Below are 17,143 nucleotides of genomic sequence, written 5' to 3' on the forward strand. Positions count from 1 at the left end.
GCGACCGTACTAAACGGCAAGAGCCGGTGGTTCCCTTTCCAGGGAACCACCGGCTCTTCTGCTGTACGGCAGCGGGATTACGACGCCGGTCAGGCCACTTCAGGGGGCAGGAGCAAGGATCCACCCGGGATGGCATCCAGGAGGGCCTGTGTATAGGCCTCGCGGGGATTGTCGAAGACCTCGTCCGTGCTTCCCGTTTCCACGAGCTTGCCTTTTTGCATCACACAGACGTGGTCGGCAATTTGACGGACCACAGCGAGGTCGTGGGTGATGAAGAGATAGGTCAAACCGAGGTTGTCCTGCAGCTCCGCCAACAGGTTCAGGACCTGGGCCTGCACCAGGACGTCCAAAGCGGAAACGGCCTCGTCACAGATAATGACTTCCGGGTCCAAAGCCAGAGCACGCGCGATGGCGATACGCTGACGCTGGCCACCCGAAAGCTCGTTCGGGTATCTGCGCATGGTCGACTGCGGAAGCGCCACCTGATCCAACAGCTCACGAACCTTCTTTTCGCGGCTGGCCTTGGTGCCGATTTTGTGAGTGCGCAGCGGCTCTTCGATGGTTCGGAAGATGTTGTACATCGGATCCAAGGAACCGTAAGGGTCCTGGAAGATCGGCTGCACCCTGCGGCGGAACTTAAACAAGTCCTTGCTGTTCAACGTTGATGTGTCAACGCCGTCGAAAATGATCTTCCCCGAGGTGGGTTCCAACAGGTTAAGCACCATCTGCGCCACAGTCGACTTACCGGAGCCGGACTCGCCCACAATGGCTGTGGTAGTCCCTCGACGAACGGAGAATGACACTGCGTCCACAGCCTTGAAGTCCGTGGTTTTGCCGATGCCGCCACGAAGTTTGAAAACCTTGGTCAGGTCTTCAACCTTCAGGACCTCTTCAGGCAGCGCGGATTCAACGACCACAGGTTCGCTGGGCGCCAACAGTTCGTCGGACTCAACGCCCTGTTCCTTGGCAACCTGAATACGCCGGGAGGCCAAGGACGGGGCCGAGGAGACCAAGCGCTTGGTGTACGGGTGCTTCGGGTTACGCAGCAACTCGAGGGACGGACCGGATTCCACAACCTGTCCCTTGTACATCACCACCACCTTGTCCGCCCGCTCGGCAGCCAGCCCGAGGTCGTGGGTGATGAGGAGTACAGCGGTCCCCAATTCGGACGTCATCTTGTCCAAGTGGTCCAGAATCTGTCGCTGGACGGTCACGTCGAGTGCCGACGTGGGCTCATCCGCGATCAGCAAACGCGGCTGGCAGGAAAGGCCAATGGCAATAAGCGCGCGCTGGCGCATTCCGCCCGAAAACTCATGCGGATATTGCTTGGCACGACGCGCCGCATCGGGAAGACCAGCTTCGGACAAGACCTTGGCGACATCCTCCGGCCCGGACGGAAGGCCGTTGGCTTTCAGCGTTTCCTTGACCTGGAAACCGATCTTCCACACCGGGTTGAGGTTGGACATCGGGTCCTGCGGCACCATTCCAATGGAGTTGCCACGAAGCTCAATCATCCGCTTTTCGCTCGCATGGGCAATGTCTTCGCCGTCAAAAAGGATCTCTCCGGCAGCCACCCGCCCATTGCCCGGAAGCAAACCAATGGCTGCCAGGGCGGAGGTGGACTTTCCGGATCCGGACTCGCCCACAATCGCCACGGTCTCACCCGGCATGACAGTGAAGTGCGCGTTCCTGACGGCGTTAACCTCGCCGTTGCTTGTCGCGAAGTTGATTGCCAGGTCCCTGATCTCCAGCAACGGACGTTCGAGGCCAGCGGATTCTTCTTTGATGTGAACGGAAGGGTTCATGGCTTGGCCTTTCATCGTTTACGCGCTTTCGGGTCCAGAGCATCACGAAGGGCGTCACCCAACATGATGAAACTCAGAACGGTGATGGAAAGGGCGATAGCCGGGTAGAGCAAAGGCATGGGATTGGATCGCAACGATGCCTGCGCTGCCTGGATGTCGTTGCCCCAAGACATCACGCTTGGTGGTAATCCGATGCCGAGGAACGACAGGGTGGATTCCGCCACGATAAATGTGCCCAGCGAGATGGTGGCAACAACAATGATCGGAGCCAGAGAGTTGGGCAGCACGTGGCGAAGCAAGGAGCGGAAGCGCGAAACACCCAATGACCTTGCAGCCATGACGAAGTCCGCATTCCGCACCTCAATGACGGCGCCTCTGGTGATTCGGGCAATCTGCGGCCATCCGAAGGTAATCAGAATCAGGATGAGCGTCCACACCGTGCGGTTGGCCCGGAAGACGGGAAGCTGCATCATGACGATTGCGCCAAGGATGAGGGGCAGAGCAAAGAAGATATCAGTGAGCCGAGCCAGGAGTGCGTCAGCCCAGCCACCGTAGTAACCGGCGAGGGCACCCACTGTGCCGCCGAAAATGACAACTCCAAGCGTGGTGAAGAGGCCAACTGTCACAGACGAGCGCGTTCCGAAGATGACGCGTGCGTAGACATCGCAGCCCTGTTTGTTAAAGCCGAGCGGGTGGCCGCTGACAGGTCCGCCGTTCGAGTTGGCCAACTGGCAAGCTTCGCCAGAGGGATCGATCGGTGAGAAAAGGCCCGGGAACAGAGAGACGACGACTACGACCAGGATCATGAAGGCCGAAATGATGAACAGAGGCTGCTTACGCAGATTCTTCCAGGCCTCTCCCCAAAGACTGGAAGGGGCTTGGTCTTCTTTTACCTTGTCAGTGGCTTGCAGTGGCGTCTCTTCGAGGTCCGCAACGAAGTGCTCGATGTGACGCGGGGCTGTGTCCTGCCCCGTCAGGTTGTTATCAGGCGTCATAGCGGATCCTCGGGTCAAGCCAGGCGTACAAAAGGTCAACAATCAGGTTCGAGACACAGTAGACAAGCACCAGAACTGTGACGATCGATACCACGGTAGGTCCTTCGCCGGACAGGACTGCCCGGTACAACCTGTTGCCTACGCCAGGTACGTTGAAGATACCTTCGGTGACGATCGCGCCACCCATGAGGGCGCCAAGGTCAGCACCCAGGAACGTGACAACGGGGATCAGCGAGTTGCGCAGAATGTGCACGTTGACCACACGGAAACGGGAAAGCCCCTTGGCAGTGGCCGTCCGAACGTAGTCGGCGTTCATGTTCTCGATAACACTGGTTCTGGTCAGTCTCAAAACGTAGGCGAAAGAGGCCAGCCCCAGGACGATCGCCGGAAGAATAAGGTCCGGTATGGTCGCAGCCGAACTCACGGTAGGTTTAGCCCACCCCAGCTGGACGCCGATAAAGAACTGCAAAAGGAAACCGAGCACGAAAATCGGGATACCGATGACGATCAACGAAGCGATCAGGACAGTGCCGTCAAAAAGCTTGCCCTTGCGCAGACCTGCGATGAGACCAAACGCAATGCCAAAAACACCTTCAAAGATCAGTGCCATGACAGCCAGGCGGGCCGTAACCGGGAACACTTCGCCAAGGACGGCAGCGATGGGACGCCCGGAGAAGTCCTGGCCCAGATCAAACGTAAAAATGCTCTTTAGGTAGAGCAAGTATTGAACGATAAACGGCTGGTCCAGGTTGTATTGCGCCCTGAGCTTTGCCGCGACGGCTTCATTGACAGGCTTGTCCCCAAAAAGTGCCGCAATGGGGTCGCCCGGGAGGCTGAAGACCAGGAAATACACAAGGAGGGTGGCCCCCAGGAAGACAGGAATCAGCTGGAGGAATCTTTTCAGGATGTATGTGGCCATTAGCGCAATACACCCCGAACAGCAGGCACCCGGTCCAGGGGTGCAGCGGAGTTGTTCATCGAAGAACCTTTTCGTTCGATGTGCAGGAGTTCAGGGCCGACGGTCCAAGTATGCCTGCACAAGGACGCCCAACCGGAGTTGGGCGTCATTGATTTGCAACGCGATACGGCGGCGGTAGCGCCTCTAGAGCGCCCCCGCCGCCGATCGTTATTTACTTGCCAGTGATGTTGTAGTACAGCGGGACGCCGTCCCATCCGTAGTCAACATTCGAGACGCCGGTGCTCCAGCCACCCTGCGATACCTGGTACCACAGCGGGATAGCCGGGAGGTCCTGCAGAAGGATCTCCTGGGCCTTGTTCATGGCCTTGTTGCCTTCTGCAACCGAGGGGGCCGAGAGTCCGTCAGAGATGGCCTTGTCAAAGGCGGGGTTCTCGTAGCGGGCATCGTTCGAGCCTGCGCCGGTCTTGTAGATCGGTCCCAGGAAGTTGTACAGCGACGGGTAGTCTGCCTGCCAACCTGCACGGATCGAACCGGTCAACTTACCGGACGTTGCAAGGTCGCGGGCTTCCTTGAAGGTAGCGAACGGAAGACCCTCAGCCTTGATACCAAGGTTGTTCTTCAGCTGGTTGGTAACGGCCTCAACCCAAGCCTTGTGGCCGCCCTTGTCAGCGTTGTACGCAATGGTGAAGACCGTGTTCGGGTCCCACTTCTGAATGGCGTCGGCCTTGGCCCACAGATCCTTGGCCTTGGCAGCATCGAACTTGAGGTTGTCGGAGCCCGGGATGCTGTCGCTGTAGCCGTCCAGAACCGGTGCCGTGAAGTCCTTGGCGGGCTGACGGCCACCGCTGAAGATTACCTTGGTGATCTCTTCACGGTTCATGGCCATGGAGATTGCCTGGCGGCGCAGCTTGCCCGCTTCTCCGCTCCACTCGGGGAGGTACTCGGGAATGGCGATGGTCTGGTTACCGGCATACGGCTTCTCGATGAAGCGATCGCCGAGGTCGGTCTTGAAGTTCGCGAGGGCGCTCGTGGGGATCGTCTGGAGGATGTCCAGGTTGTTGCCCAGGAGATCCTGGTAGGCGGCGTCATCGTTCTGGAAGATCTTGAACGTCACGCCACCGTTCTTGGCCTTACGGGGACCGTTGTAGTCGGCGTTCGGAACGAGCTGGATCTGCACGTTGTGCTGCCAACCGTTCTCAGCCATCTTGTACGGACCGTTGCCTACCGGCTTCTCGCCGTACGTCTTCGGGTCCGCGAGTGCTGCGGCAGGGACCGGCATGAAGGCGGTGTAGCCGAGTCGCAACGGCCAGTCCGACTCAGGCTGCTTGAGTTCGACCGTGAAGGTGGTGTCATCCACAACTTTCAAGCCGGACATGGTGTCGACGGTGGAACCCTTGGCACTGGTTTCGTCGTAGCCCTTGATGCTTTCGAAGAAGGTTGCGCTCAGCTGAGCGTTCTTCGCTGCTGCACCATAGTTCCAGGAGTCAACAAACGTCTTGGCCGTGATGGCGTCGCCGTTGGTGAACTTCTGATCCTTCTTGATCTTGATGGTGAAGTTCTGCGCGTCAGGTGCCTCAATGGACTCGGCCAGTTCATTGACCGGCTTGCCGGAGGGGTCGTAGCTAACGAGCCCGGAGAAGATCAGCGTTGCGATCTTTCCGCCGCCGACCTCGTTGATATCTGCCGGCATCAGCGGCCGCTGCGGTTCTGAACCGTCAGCGATGATGACCTTGTTGGGGTTACCGCCGGATGCGCCGGAGTCGTTGTTGCCGCCGCCGCCGCAACCGGTCATTGCGAGGGCGATGACCGCCGCTACGCCTAGAGCTTTGGAAGTGCGCGAGAAACGCATTCCGCCTCCTATGAGTCGGGAAGTTGATCAGGGGAATTTTGGTAGGTTCCCCCAAGGCAAGGCACAGATTCCTACTGTGACGTTGCCTACATGTGAGTGTAAGCCTACCCACATTGCGTCCGAATGTTGGAACATGCTGGCCAAACTGTAACCGTTCCGCAACCTCCACATGCCTAAAACGGCGGGAATTTCAAGTCAAACACTACCCGGTGGTAGCATTCGCTGTCTGACAGCAGGACAGGACGTTTTTCAGGCGCAGAAACAACCCCGTCTCGGCTTCATCTTTCGCCCGATGGATGGGCTGGGTCAATGGCAACGGCAGCTCCGTGCCAGCTGTTCCCGTTGGCTTTCCCTGAACCTAAAAGCTCTTCATACTTTTGAGGCCCCTCCCGGCGAACCGGGAAGGGCCTCAATTTATGGATCCTAGTAGTCGTTGAACGACACCTTTACCTTGCCGCCATCCAGGCTGATGTTGGCGCTCAGTGATACTGAGGTGGTGTCCGTTGTGGTCTTCCAGTCCGGCGTCCCGAAACCATATGAGTTGTCCTTCTCATAAGTGACGGTCGCTTTCCCCGGATTCGACGTGCGTACACGCCACGGGGTTTCGCCGTAGCCCTTGCTGACAACGAACGTGGGCTTGGTGGTGAGTGCCCAGCGGAAGTTCTTTGTGTAGCGCGAGGAACTGTAGCTGTTCAAGGGGCAGTTGGCCGGCCGGGCCTCGGTGGACTTCACACATTCAGCCAGATAGGCATCGATTTGGGCCATTGCCTCTGACTTCAATGCTTCTGAAGCTTCCACCTTTAGGCTGGCCGTTGAAGAAGTCGACACGGTGCCGATGGTCACCATCGTGGTCAGCTTCGGAGCTGACAGATACTTCTCCGAGGACGGCAACTCTACCGTGTACTCGCCAGGCAAGGCGGGATACGTCACGGAGCGGCTGTCAGAGAGGTTGACATCAACTGACTGTCCATTGATCAGGAGGGTTTTCACCGGGGTGTCGGACGAAATGCGCAAAGTCCGTGGAGACGCGGAGTCCATGACCCAGTGATCATCCAAGAACTCCGGGTTGGACTTATGCAAACGGTAGGTCGTTTGCTGTTTCCGGCCGTCCTGGTACATGGCGGCAACCACGGTGGCTGTGTCGTTTGAGACATTCGTAGACACGATCTCAAACCTGTCGATGCGCTTGCCCGCCTTGGAATAGACCTCATCGGTCAGCAGAATTCGCTGGTCAGTGGCGACGCCGGGATCGGCGATGGCCATCGCCTTGGACGCCTCGCCATTCTGTAGCGCCTGGAGGTAGCCGGCGACGGCCTTGTCTGGTCCGTTGTTGCCCTTGATCACATCGACGGCGATGAATGCCCCGACGACCAGTACGACGACCAGACCGGCTGCTCCCAGGATCAGACCAAGCTTGCGCTTCGCTTGGGCAGTCATGGGCTCTCTCGGTGCCAGGGCCGGGTGAGCCGCAGCGGGAGCCGGCACGGATTGACCGTCACCAGGTGCGGTGGCAGCCTGTTCAGCAACGACAGGCTTGGCGGGAGCGATCCTGCCCGCCAGGGACAAGGGCACATACCTGCTCAACTGTGGCGCCAGGAAACGTGCTGAAACTTCCGTTGCGCCGCCCCAAAGCAGCAAGATGAACGGCGTCCACCACGCCAGCGTCATACTGACGGCCCCCGAAGCCAGTGACCCGGCGTCGAACGTTCCTGTTACGCCACTGAGCCACGTCATCAACGTCCCGGCCACCAGGAAAGAAGCGGGAAGCAGGACCCAGTCGGTGATCTTGTTGCTGACCACCGGCCCCCGGCGCAGGTACCAGAAAACAGAAGCCACCACGACGGAGACCAATGCCAGGAGAAGCATCAGCCACCCGGCCCAGCCCGGCACGCCGAATTGGGTGAGCGCATTGCCGAATCCAAAGCTGATATCCGAGCCTGATGAATTAGACGACGAAGACATGCTGGAACCGGAATTCCAGGTGCGGCTAACGGCACTCAGGTGGCCCAATCCGAACATGAAAAAGCCTGCGGTGGGCGCCCACAAAGGTGAAGAGAGCGAGGCCTGCCATCCGGACTTAATGCCGATGGCAATTACCAGGACGGGAATCGCAATGGCAAGAAATACACCATAATGAACGGCCACAGCTTCGAAGGCCCGACCGATTGCGGCACCCGGCCCACTAAGGGCCGGGACGCGCGGTTTACCCGACATCCGCCCCAAATATGCGGCGAGGGTTCCGAGGATCAGCGCAAAAATCACAGAGCCAAAGGTCACGGCCCCGATCGAGCTGACCTTCACATTGGGAATGGGCAGGTTCACGGCAAATATCGCACCGAAGGCGTTGACCAAGAGGGTGAAGACGAGGCCGGCTGTTGCTGCCTCGATCCAGATTCCGGCTGTGGTGTGGGCTTCGGACCGCTTTGCGGCAATCCGTGCGGCAAGGAACAGGACTGCAACTGAGATGGCAGTCAACAACAGTGGAACGGCAAAGAATGATGCCGAACCCTGGACGCTTCCGACTAACGGAAATGTTGCGTCGATGCTCGTGCCGAGCGCCCCAAGCTGGCTCATGACTACCAATTGAACGGCCAACTGACCCATCAGGGACCACGGGGACGGCATGCTGCTGCTATTACCGCCGGAAACCATCGAATTGGACGGGAGATCGGTGTTGCCGCCGTTGCTGATGGCCACACCTATAAGAGCCAGAATCAGGAAGAGAAATGCGGTGATGAGAACGGCTGCATAGGAAATGGCCCCCACCAGGGCCCCCGGAATCAGCGACTTTGCGTCAAAAGAACTGACGACGCTGGACACCGGCCCAGTTTTGAGGCCGGCGTTGGTAGGGCCAATATTTTTAGTGCCGCTTTCTGCACCGATGGCTGAATGGCTGTCCGGTGCCGCATTGTGCGGGACTGTATTCGGCGACGGCCCGTCCGGAGCGGCAGTCGGTTGATGTGGTTCGGTCATAACAATTTCCCCCTATTGTTTTCTCTACTGCTCATGGTGCCATAGCCAGACATAATTCATGGGGTCGTCATAACCGGCGGACCGCTCCGGCAGACACCACGAAAAATATGCCGCCCTCCGATTCACGGGGGGCGGCATATTTCCATCAATTAAAATCTAGACGTTGAAGCGGAACTCCACCACGTCGCCGTCGGCCATCACATACTCTTTGCCTTCGATGCGGACCTTGCCACGGGACTTTGCTTCGGCCATGGAGCCCGCCTCGATGAGGTCATCGAAGGAGACCACCTCGGCCTTGATGAAACCGCGCTGGAAGTCTGAGTGGATCACACCTGCTGCCTGGGGCGCGGTGTCGCCCTGGCGGATGGTCCATGCACGGGTTTCCTTGGGACCGGCGGTGAGGTAGGTCTGCAGGCCGAGCGTGTGGAAACCGACGCGAGCCAGTTGGTCAAGGCCGGATTCGGACTGGCCGTTCATTTCCAGCATCTCTCGGGCTTCTTCCTCGTCCAGTTCGACGAGGTCGGATTCGAGCTTCGCGTCAAGGAACACGGCGTCGGCCGGGGCAACCATGGCGCGCAGTTCTTCCTGCTTGGCGGGATCGCCAAGGATGCCTTCGTCGGCGTTGAAGACGTAGATGAACGGCTTGGCCGTCAGGAGTCCAAGCTCCTTGAGGTGGCCCATTTCGAGCTTGTCGCTCTTGATGGAGGAGAAGATGGTGTCGCCACGTTCCAGCACCGTCTGGGCGGCCTTGATGGCTGCCAGCTCAGCGGCATCGCGCTTCTTGATCTTGACTTCTTTTTCGATGCGCGGAATGGCGTTTTCGATGGTCTGAAGGTCAGCGAGGATCAGCTCGGTGTTGATGGTCTCCATATCGGAGCGCGGGTCGACCTTGCCGTCGACGTGGATGACATCGGGGTCGTCAAAAACGCGGACGACCTGCGCGATGGCTTCAGCCTCGCGGATGTTGGCCAGGAATTTGTTGCCCAGGCCTTCGCCTTCGGACGCGCCCTTCACGATGCCTGCGATGTCCACGAAAGACACGGGAGCGGGCAGCAATTTCTGCGAACCGAAGATTTCGGCCAGCTTCGCCAGACGGGGGTCAGGCAGGTTCACGACGCCTACGTTGGGCTCGATCGTGGCGAACGGGTAGTTCGCAGCGAGCACCTGATTGCGGGTCAGTGCGTTGAAAAGGGTTGATTTGCCGACGTTGGGCAGTCCGACGATGCCAATAGTAAGAGCCACGAGCATTGATTCTACCCGTAGGAAGCCCGTCCCCGCTTGCCCTGCACGGTCAGCACGCGTACTGCCGGTCCGCCTCGCTAAAACTGTCGCACCCCTGTGACAGGGTTGCCTTATGGATGGATTTGGATTGGTTTTGGCCTTGCTGATGCTGCTGGTTGGCGCTGCGGTTGGTCTCGCTGCCGGCTACGTTGCCTTCCGACGCCGGGGCGCTGGCTTGGAAGAGGACTTCGACGCCGTCTCGTCGCGGCTTTCGGAGGTGACGGCGCAGTTGGCAGCGGCCGACGCCGAGCGGCGGCTTTTGTTTACGCAGAACCGCGAGTTGAGCGCGGCCAGGAACTCCGACGGCAGTGTTCTGCGGGCGTTGGCTCCCGTAGCCGAGAAACTTACGGCGGTACAGCAGCAGGTGTCATTGCTGGAGCGCGACCGCGTGGAGCAGTACGGACAGCTTGCCCAACAGCTTCAGGACGCACGCCTCTCCGATGAACAACTCCTCAGGTCGACACACGCGCTGGCTTCCGCCCTTCGTTCCAACAGCGCGCGTGGCCAGTGGGGCGAGGTGCAACTTCGGCGCGTAGTGGAGGCGTCAGGGATGCTGCGGCACGTCGACTTCCACGAACAGGTGCATTCGGGCAGAACCGAGAATACGTTGCGGCCGGACCTCGTGGTTCAGCTGCCTGGCGGCAAGCAACTTGTGGTGGACGCCAAGGTACCGCTGGCCTCCTACCTCGCTGCCCAGGAGCAGTTGCATGGAGACGGGGCCTTCGGTGAATCGGTAGCCCCTGCCAGCAACCAGGACTCGAAGACACTCCTTGCACAGCACGCCAAAGCGCTCAAGGCCCACATCGATGCACTGGCAACCAAGAAGTACTGGGACATTCCGGGTAACTCCCCCGAGCTGGTGATCTGCTTCCTTCCGGCGGAGTCGATCCTGGCATCCGCCCTTGAGGCCGACCCGGCCTTGCTGGAGCACGCTCTGTCCCGGAACGTCGTACTTGCCTCCCCCGGCACGCTGCTGGCAGTCCTCAAATCAGTGGCCTTTACTTGGCGGCAGGATGTCCTCACGGACAGCGCCCACGAGCTGTTTGAGCTCTCCAAGCAGTTGTACGAACGGATGGGCACACTGGGCGAGAACGTCAGCAAGCTGGGAAGCTCTCTCAAGACCTCGGTTGATCGCTACAACGCCATGGTAGGCACCTTGGAAGCGCGGGTGCTCCCCACGGCCCGCAAGCTCAACACCATGGACGATGCCGGACTTACGGCCCCGCCGTCGGTGGAAGCCGTTCCCAGGGCGCTGGCTGCACCTGAGCTCCTTGAAAACAGGGAAGATCGGGATTCAGCAGCCTGACTGAAAAGACCCGTTGCGGGCCGTTCGTAGACGGCCCGCAACGGGTCAAAATGTCCGGATCCCAGTGTCTGGGTTTGAGACCTAGGATGAGGGGCGGTTTCCGCGCCCGCCCAGGGCACGCGTGACGTCGCCCGCCTTCTTCAAGGTTGCACGCAATTCCTTGGGCAGCGAGAAGAGGAGGTCTTCCTCTGCCGTGACAACTTCCTGGACTTCGCCATAACCATAGTCCGCGAGCAGTCGCAGGACGTCCTGCACCAGGACTTCAGGAACGGAGGCCCCGGAGGTCACGCCTACGGTAGCCACGCCTTCGAACCAGGATTCGTCCACTTCGTTCGCGAAGTCGACGCGATATGAACTCTTGGCCCCGTATTCGAGAGCAACTTCAACCAGGCGTACTGAGTTGGAGGAGTTTGCTGAACCCACAACGATCACGAGGTCGGCCTGCGGAGCGATCTTCTTGATGGCTACCTGGCGGTTGGTGGTGGCGTAGCAGATATCGTCGCTGGGCGGATCCTGCAACGTCGGGAAGCGGTCCTTCAGCAGACGGACCGTTTCCATGGTCTCGTCCACACTCAGCGTGGTCTGCGAAAGCCAGATGGTCTTCTCTGGGTCACGGACGGTGACCTTGTCTACCTCGTGGGGGCCGTTGATGATCTGGATGTGCTCGGGAGCTTCACCGGCCGTACCTTCGACTTCCTCGTGGCCCTCGTGGCCGATGAGCAGGATGTCGTAGTCTTCCTTGGCGAAGCGCACAGCCTCTTTATGGACTTTGGTGACCAAGGGGCAGGTGGCATCGATGGTGCGCAGGCCACGGTCCTCAGCCGACTGGACAACAGCGGGGGAAACGCCGTGTGCCGAGAAGATCACCAAGGCGCCCTCGGGAACTTCGTCGGTTTCCTCCACGAAAATGGCACCCTGTTCTTCCAGGGAGCTGACCACATGGACATTGTGGACGATCTGTTTCCGGACATAGACAGGCGGCCCGTAGTGCTCCAGGGCCTTCTCAACAGCGATGACAGCCCTGTCGACACCGGCACAGTAGCCGCGCGGAGCTGCCAGCAGGACCTTCTTGGGACCCGTAACGGGAGCCGCTGCCTGTACCTCTTCCGGAGATCGCCGTCTGCGGGGCACCGTTGGCATCGGGATGGAAACTGCTGTGCTGGTCATGCCTCCATGCTACCGGCCCGGCCTTTAGCTCAGGGCAGAACGTGACCGTTGTCGCCCTGAGACCACAGCTGCTATGACGCCCACCACAAGGACAACGCCGGAGACGACCGCTGCCATCACAACCCATTGCCCGAAGCCGGCGCGGGCCGCAGTGAGGAACTCATCCTTGAACAGCTCCGCCACACCGTTGGCGCTGTCGAGGTTCCCCACCACTCCCCCGGCAAGATCAGCCCCGGCAGTCCAAAGGGCTGCAAGGGCGAGCCCGCCAAGTCCGAGGAACACCAGAACCAGGGAACGGCGTCGAGAGGCAACGAGCGCCAGAAGGGCCGAAACTACAGCGCCAAGGGCCGCCACCCACCACAAGGGAGCGAACGTCGCGACCCGCTCGACGAGTTGTCGGTGGGAAGGCTGCCCCAGCGACACCAGGCTCTCGGCCGGAACATCAATGCGAATAGTGGTGGCCTCGGCGAAGTGGTCGCGAACAAGCCTGACCATCGGACCGATGTCCAGGACAAGTGCGGTACTGCCACGGGCTTCCTCGGCTTGGTCCACCGTGCCGAAGTTGAGTTTGTGGCTGTTCCTGACAGTGTCCTCCCAGGCCTTCGGATAGTCGCTCCACGACTGCATGCCCGAGGCAGCTTTCCGCAGGGCATCGGCGGCCAGCGACTGAATGGGATCGGGGAGATCCACTGAGGACTCAAAGGTCCCTACAGCGGCCGCAGCCAGCCTGCCCTGGAATCCGAGGTCATTTCCCAGGGATCCGGCGATACGGACAAACCCTTCTTCCTTGACGATGTTCTGGTCCACCCACGCGGTGGGAACGGCGACGGCCGTGAGGAGCACGGCGAGGACCACTCCAACTGCAGAGACAAAAGTACGCAAGGTCATCCTTGGGGTTGGGGGCAGTGCCACCATCCTAGGTCTGTCCACATGATAGGAAAAATGTCGGAGCCGGCGGTAAAGCTATGGATAGAGTTGGAAGGCGGCCGGCATCCAAGGACGCACCCCTGAATGAGGACGACAAGAATGCAGCCACAACCGCAGCGACCGGGACAGGCACGGATCAGCCATGTCCGCTGAAGCGACGCCGGAATCAACCCTACCCGGGACCGCTGCCGAAACCAGCCCGGATAATCCCTGGCCTCTGCAACTGCTGTCCCGGAAACTCAAAGCCCACATTGAGCGTGCACCGGCGGCGTGGATCGAGGGCCAGGTCATTGAAATGAACCGCAGGGGCGGCAACGCCTTCCTCACTCTCCGCGACGTCGACGCCGAGATTTCCCTGCCGGCCTCCGTATGGTCCACCGTGCTGGACCGGCAAAAAATTCCGTTGGAGCGCGGTTCACGGGTGGTGGCGCTGGTGAAGGCGGACTTCTGGGTCAAAACCGGGCGCCTGAACATGTCGGTCAAGGACATCAGACCGGTAGGCCTCGGTGACTTGCTCGCGAGAATTGAAAGGCTGCGCCAAGCCTTGGCAGCTGAAGGCCTTTTTGCCGATTCCCGGAAGAGGAAGCTGCCGCTGCTCCCCCACCGCATTGGCCTGATCACCGGCAGGGACTCGGACGCCAAGAAAGATGTCATGCGTAATGCCGCCCTGCGGTGGCCCGCAGTGGAGTTCGATGTCAGGGAGGTGGCCGTCCAGGGCAACACCGCTGTTTCCCAGATCATTGCCGCTTTGAAGAAACTTGATGCCGATCCCCAGGTGGACGTCATCGTACTGGCCCGTGGTGGCGGCGCATTGGAAGACCTCCTGCCGTTCAGCAACGAGGACCTTATTCGCGCGGTCTCGGCGGCAAGCACCCCGGTGGTCAGTGCCATCGGCCATGAAGCCGACAGGCCAATCCTCGACGATGTTGCGGACCTCCGCGCTTCCACGCCCACGGATGCCGCCAAGCGGATCGTTCCGGACGTCGCAGAAGAACTGGCCATGGTCCGGCAAGCGAGGGAGCACCTGCGCCGCGGCATCAGCCGCATGGTGGACCGCGAAATGGACAGGCTTCATTCCCTGAAATCACGCCCCGTCCTTGCCTCCCCGGCAACCATGGTGGACGCCCGCGCCGAGGATATCCATCGGCTCCAGCGCAGAACACATTCAGCGGTCAGCACGGCCGTTGTGAGGGCACTGGACCAAGTGCATCACCTGCGGGCCCAGGTCCGGGCACTGTCACCCCAGAAAACCTTGGACCGCGGTTACGCCGTTGTCCAGCTCCTTGGAGAGGACCAGGCAGGGCACCATGTGGTCAGCGCTCCCGATGAAGCTCCGGACGGGACTGCACTCGCCATTCGGGTAGCCCACGGACGATTCAAGGCCGTCTCCGCCGGCCACGGGGAAATCCTGGAACCCTGATTTCCCCACAGCCCTGCAAACCCACGCAAAGGACATCATGACCGACAACAATCCATCAGCTCCCGGGACCGATCCCCTGGACTCACTGAGCTACGAAGAAGCCCGCGAGCAACTGGTCGCCGTCGTCAGTCGGCTCGAGGCCGGAGGGGCCAGCCTCGAAGAGTCCCTGGCCCTCTGGGAACGCGGCGAGGCCCTTGCAAAACGCTGCGAGGACTGGCTGGAAGGCGCCCGCAAGCGCCTGGCTACCGCCCGCGACGCAGGGAACGACGCCGGAGCTGCCGCCGGCTCCGACTGACGCCAGCAGGAACGGAAGCCCTAGGAGGCTGCCACCAGAGCGCGTTCGGCGGCGACGTCGAAGTCGGCCTTGGGCCAGTCCAGTTCCAGGCCTCCGAGGGCGTCCAGCAGCAGCTGTTGAACAGCGATCCTGGCGTACCACTTCTTGTTTGCCGGCACGACGTGCCAGGGAGCAACTTCCGTTGATGTCTTCTCAAAAGCGATGTCGTAGGCCGCCATGTAGTCGTCCCAGTAGGCGCGCTCGGCGAGGTCGCCCCGGCTGTACTTCCAGTGCTTGGCGGGATCGTCAAGCCGGGCGATGAGACGCTCTTTCTGTTCGTCCTTGCTGATGTTCAGCATGACCTTGACGATAGTGGTGCCCTGCTCTGCAAGGCGTGCCTCAAAATCGTTGATTGCCGCATACCGCCGCTCCAGTTCCTCGCCATCCGCCCAGGCGTGAACGCGGTGGATCAAGACGTCCTCGTAATGCGAACGGTCGAAAACGCCCACCATGCCCGCAGCAGGTGCCTGCTTCTCAATCCGCCACAGGAAGTCGTGGGACTTTTCCTCTTCCGTGGGTGCCTTGAAAGCGGCCAGGTGTACGCCCTGTGGGTCCATGGCGCCCACCACATGGCTCACAATCCCGCCCTTGCCCGCAGTATCCATGGCCTGCAGGATCAGCAGGAGCCGTTTGGAGCTGCCGAACTTGCCCTCGGCGAAGAGTTGCTCCTGCAGCCCGGCCAACCGGTCGTCCTGGGCGGCAAGCAGCGCCTTGCCGTCAGCCTTGGCCCCCGGGTAGCCGGGAGTGGATTGGGGGTCAACGCCAGCCAGCGAAAAGCCCGGGCCAACCTTCAGAACTTCGGCCGGACTCTTGGCGAACTCAACTGCAGCAGCCATGTGGCGGTACCCTTCTGTCCGGCCGCGCCCCGATGGCGCGGCTATGCACCTCAGGCTAGTTGCCCGGGTACCTCGACAGGAAGTCCGCCATGCGGCCAATCGCTTCTTCGATGTCCTTGACGTTGGGCAAGGTCACCATCCGGAAGTGGTCCGGACGAACCCAATTGAAGGCACGCCCGTGGGAAACCAGGATCTTTTGTTCCTTCAGGAGGTCAAGGACAAACTTTTCGTCGTCCCTGATGTGGTACACCTCAGGATCCAGTTTCGGGAACAGGTACAAGGCACCCCGGGCCTGCTGGGTGCTGACTCCCGGGATGGCATTGAGGAGGTCGTAGGCTTTGTTGCGCTGTTCCAGCAGCCTGCCGCCGGGCAGGATGAGGTCGTTGATGCTCTGGTAGCCGCCCAGCGCAGTCTGGATGGCGTGCTGCGCAGGGACGTTGGCACACAGGCGCATGTTGGCCAGGAGGTTGATGCCTTCGAGGTAATCCGCAGCGTCCTTCTTCGGCCCGGAAATAGCCATCCACCCGGCACGGTAACCGCACACACGGTAAGCCTTTGACAGGCCGCTGAACGTCAGGCACAGGACGTCGTCACCGGTCAGTCCAGCCAAATTCACATGCACGGCGTCTTCGTACAAGATCTTTTCGTAGATCTCATCGGCGAAAAGCACCAGGCCGTGCTTCTCCGCCACGGCCACAATCTTCTTGAGCGTCTCCTCCGGGTAAACGGCACCCGTGGGGTTGTTCGGGTTGATCACCACGATTCCCTTGGTCCGTGGAGTGATCTTCGATTCGAGATCGTCAAGATCGGGCTGCCAGCCGGACTCCTCATCGCAGAGATAGTGCACCGGGCGGCCACCGGCCAGTGCAACCGAGGCCGTCCACAGCGGGTAGTCCGGGGTGGGGATCAGAACCTCGTCGCCGTCCTCGAGCAAAGCCATGAGGGACATGGTGATGAGTTCACTGACTCCGTTGCCCAGGTAAATGTCGTCGACGTGGATGTTTTGGATGCCACGGGTCTGGTAGTACTGCGATACCGCTGTCCGGGCCGAGAAGATACCGCGGGAATCGCTGTAGCCCTGGGCGTTCGGGAGGTGGCGGATCATGTCCACCAAGATGGCGTCAGGCGCTTCAAAACCAAACGGGGCCGGGTTTCCGATGTTCAGTTTGAGGATTCTGTGACCCTCCGCCTCCATCTGCTGGGCGGCCTGAAGAATCGGTCCACGGATGTCGTAGAGGACATTATGAAGCTTGGTGGACTGCTTGAATTTCGCCATTCCTCAAATATGCCACACGGGTGATGCAGTTCAGCTGAGACTTAACTCACATATA

At 60.3% G+C, this 17,143-nt stretch carries 13 protein-coding genes; 3 read left to right on the top strand and 10 right to left on the bottom strand.

Annotation, left to right across the window (positions count from 1 at the left end; genetic code table 11):
- Nucleotides 1-89: 89 nt before the first annotated feature.
- The 6 genes from AB4Y81_RS07870 to ychF all read right to left on the bottom strand — a co-directional run bounded on the left by AB4Y81_RS07870 (nt 90) and on the right by ychF (nt 9,783).
- Nucleotides 90-1,805: an ABC transporter ATP-binding protein gene (locus AB4Y81_RS07870; RefSeq protein ID WP_018776559.1), complete on the bottom strand. Its 1,716-nt coding sequence runs from the start codon at nt 1,803-1,805 to the stop codon at nt 90-92.
- Between the two features lie 11 nt (nt 1,806-1,816).
- Nucleotides 1,817-2,800 (bottom strand): ABC transporter permease, encoded by a 984-nt coding sequence (locus tag AB4Y81_RS07875; protein ID WP_018776560.1) that lies wholly within the window; start codon nt 2,798-2,800, stop codon nt 1,817-1,819.
- Nucleotides 2,790-3,719 carry an ABC transporter permease gene (locus AB4Y81_RS07880; protein WP_018776561.1) on the bottom strand — a complete coding sequence of 310 codons (930 nt, stop codon included), beginning with the start codon at nt 3,717-3,719 and terminating at the stop codon, nt 2,790-2,792. Before AB4Y81_RS07880 ends, AB4Y81_RS07875 begins: the two co-directional genes overlap by 11 nt.
- Before the next feature lie 211 nt (nt 3,720-3,930).
- On the bottom strand, nt 3,931-5,568 hold the full coding sequence (locus AB4Y81_RS07885) for a peptide ABC transporter substrate-binding protein (RefSeq protein ID WP_018776562.1): 1,638 nt from the start codon (nt 5,566-5,568) through the stop codon (nt 3,931-3,933).
- A 423-nt stretch (nt 5,569-5,991) separates the two neighbouring features.
- Nucleotides 5,992-8,388: a hypothetical protein gene (locus tag AB4Y81_RS07890; RefSeq protein WP_441995628.1), complete on the bottom strand. Its 2,397-nt coding sequence runs from the start codon at nt 8,386-8,388 to the stop codon at nt 5,992-5,994.
- A gap of 309 nt (nt 8,389-8,697) precedes the next feature.
- Nucleotides 8,698-9,783 (bottom strand): redox-regulated ATPase YchF, encoded by a 1,086-nt coding sequence (gene ychF, locus AB4Y81_RS07895; protein ID WP_026266974.1) that lies wholly within the window; start codon nt 9,781-9,783, stop codon nt 8,698-8,700.
- 112 nt (nt 9,784-9,895) lie between these two features.
- Between ychF and AB4Y81_RS07900 the strand changes: the two genes are divergently transcribed.
- Nucleotides 9,896-11,128 (top strand): DNA recombination protein RmuC, encoded by a 1,233-nt coding sequence (locus tag AB4Y81_RS07900; RefSeq protein WP_018776565.1) that lies wholly within the window; start codon nt 9,896-9,898, stop codon nt 11,126-11,128.
- Between the two features lie 81 nt (nt 11,129-11,209).
- On the opposite strand, the gene AB4Y81_RS07905 is transcribed toward AB4Y81_RS07900, so the two are convergent.
- Together AB4Y81_RS07905 and AB4Y81_RS07910 are read right to left on the bottom strand one after the other, a co-directional pair.
- Nucleotides 11,210-12,295: a 4-hydroxy-3-methylbut-2-enyl diphosphate reductase gene (locus tag AB4Y81_RS07905; RefSeq protein ID WP_018776566.1), complete on the bottom strand. Its 1,086-nt coding sequence runs from the start codon at nt 12,293-12,295 to the stop codon at nt 11,210-11,212.
- 24 nt (nt 12,296-12,319) lie between these two features.
- Nucleotides 12,320-13,183 (bottom strand): hypothetical protein, encoded by an 864-nt coding sequence (locus tag AB4Y81_RS07910; RefSeq protein ID WP_275775559.1) that lies wholly within the window; start codon nt 13,181-13,183, stop codon nt 12,320-12,322.
- A 181-nt stretch (nt 13,184-13,364) separates the two neighbouring features.
- Between AB4Y81_RS07910 and xseA the strand changes: the two genes are divergently transcribed.
- Entirely contained in the window at nt 13,365-14,642 is a 1,278-nt protein-coding gene (gene xseA / locus AB4Y81_RS07915; protein ID WP_441995629.1) for an exodeoxyribonuclease VII large subunit, read from the top strand.
- 37 nt (nt 14,643-14,679) lie between these two features.
- Nucleotides 14,680-14,937: an exodeoxyribonuclease VII small subunit gene (locus AB4Y81_RS07920; protein ID WP_039242271.1), complete on the top strand. Its 258-nt coding sequence runs from the start codon at nt 14,680-14,682 to the stop codon at nt 14,935-14,937.
- A 20-nt stretch (nt 14,938-14,957) separates the two neighbouring features.
- Here AB4Y81_RS07920 and AB4Y81_RS07925 read toward each other — a convergent pair whose 3' ends face one another.
- Nucleotides 14,958-15,812 carry a polyphosphate kinase 2 family protein gene (locus tag AB4Y81_RS07925; RefSeq protein WP_039242273.1) on the bottom strand — a complete coding sequence of 285 codons (855 nt, stop codon included), beginning with the start codon at nt 15,810-15,812 and terminating at the stop codon, nt 14,958-14,960.
- A 55-nt stretch (nt 15,813-15,867) separates the two neighbouring features.
- Nucleotides 15,868-17,088, bottom strand: coding sequence for a pyridoxal phosphate-dependent aminotransferase (locus tag AB4Y81_RS07930; RefSeq protein ID WP_018776571.1), 1,221 nt, complete (start codon nt 17,086-17,088; stop codon nt 15,868-15,870).
- Nucleotides 17,089-17,143: the final 55 nt, after the last annotated feature.

This window comes from Paenarthrobacter sp. TAF1 (assembly GCF_052113825.1).
GTDB lineage: Bacteria > Actinomycetota > Actinomycetes > Actinomycetales > Micrococcaceae > Arthrobacter > Arthrobacter nicotinovorans.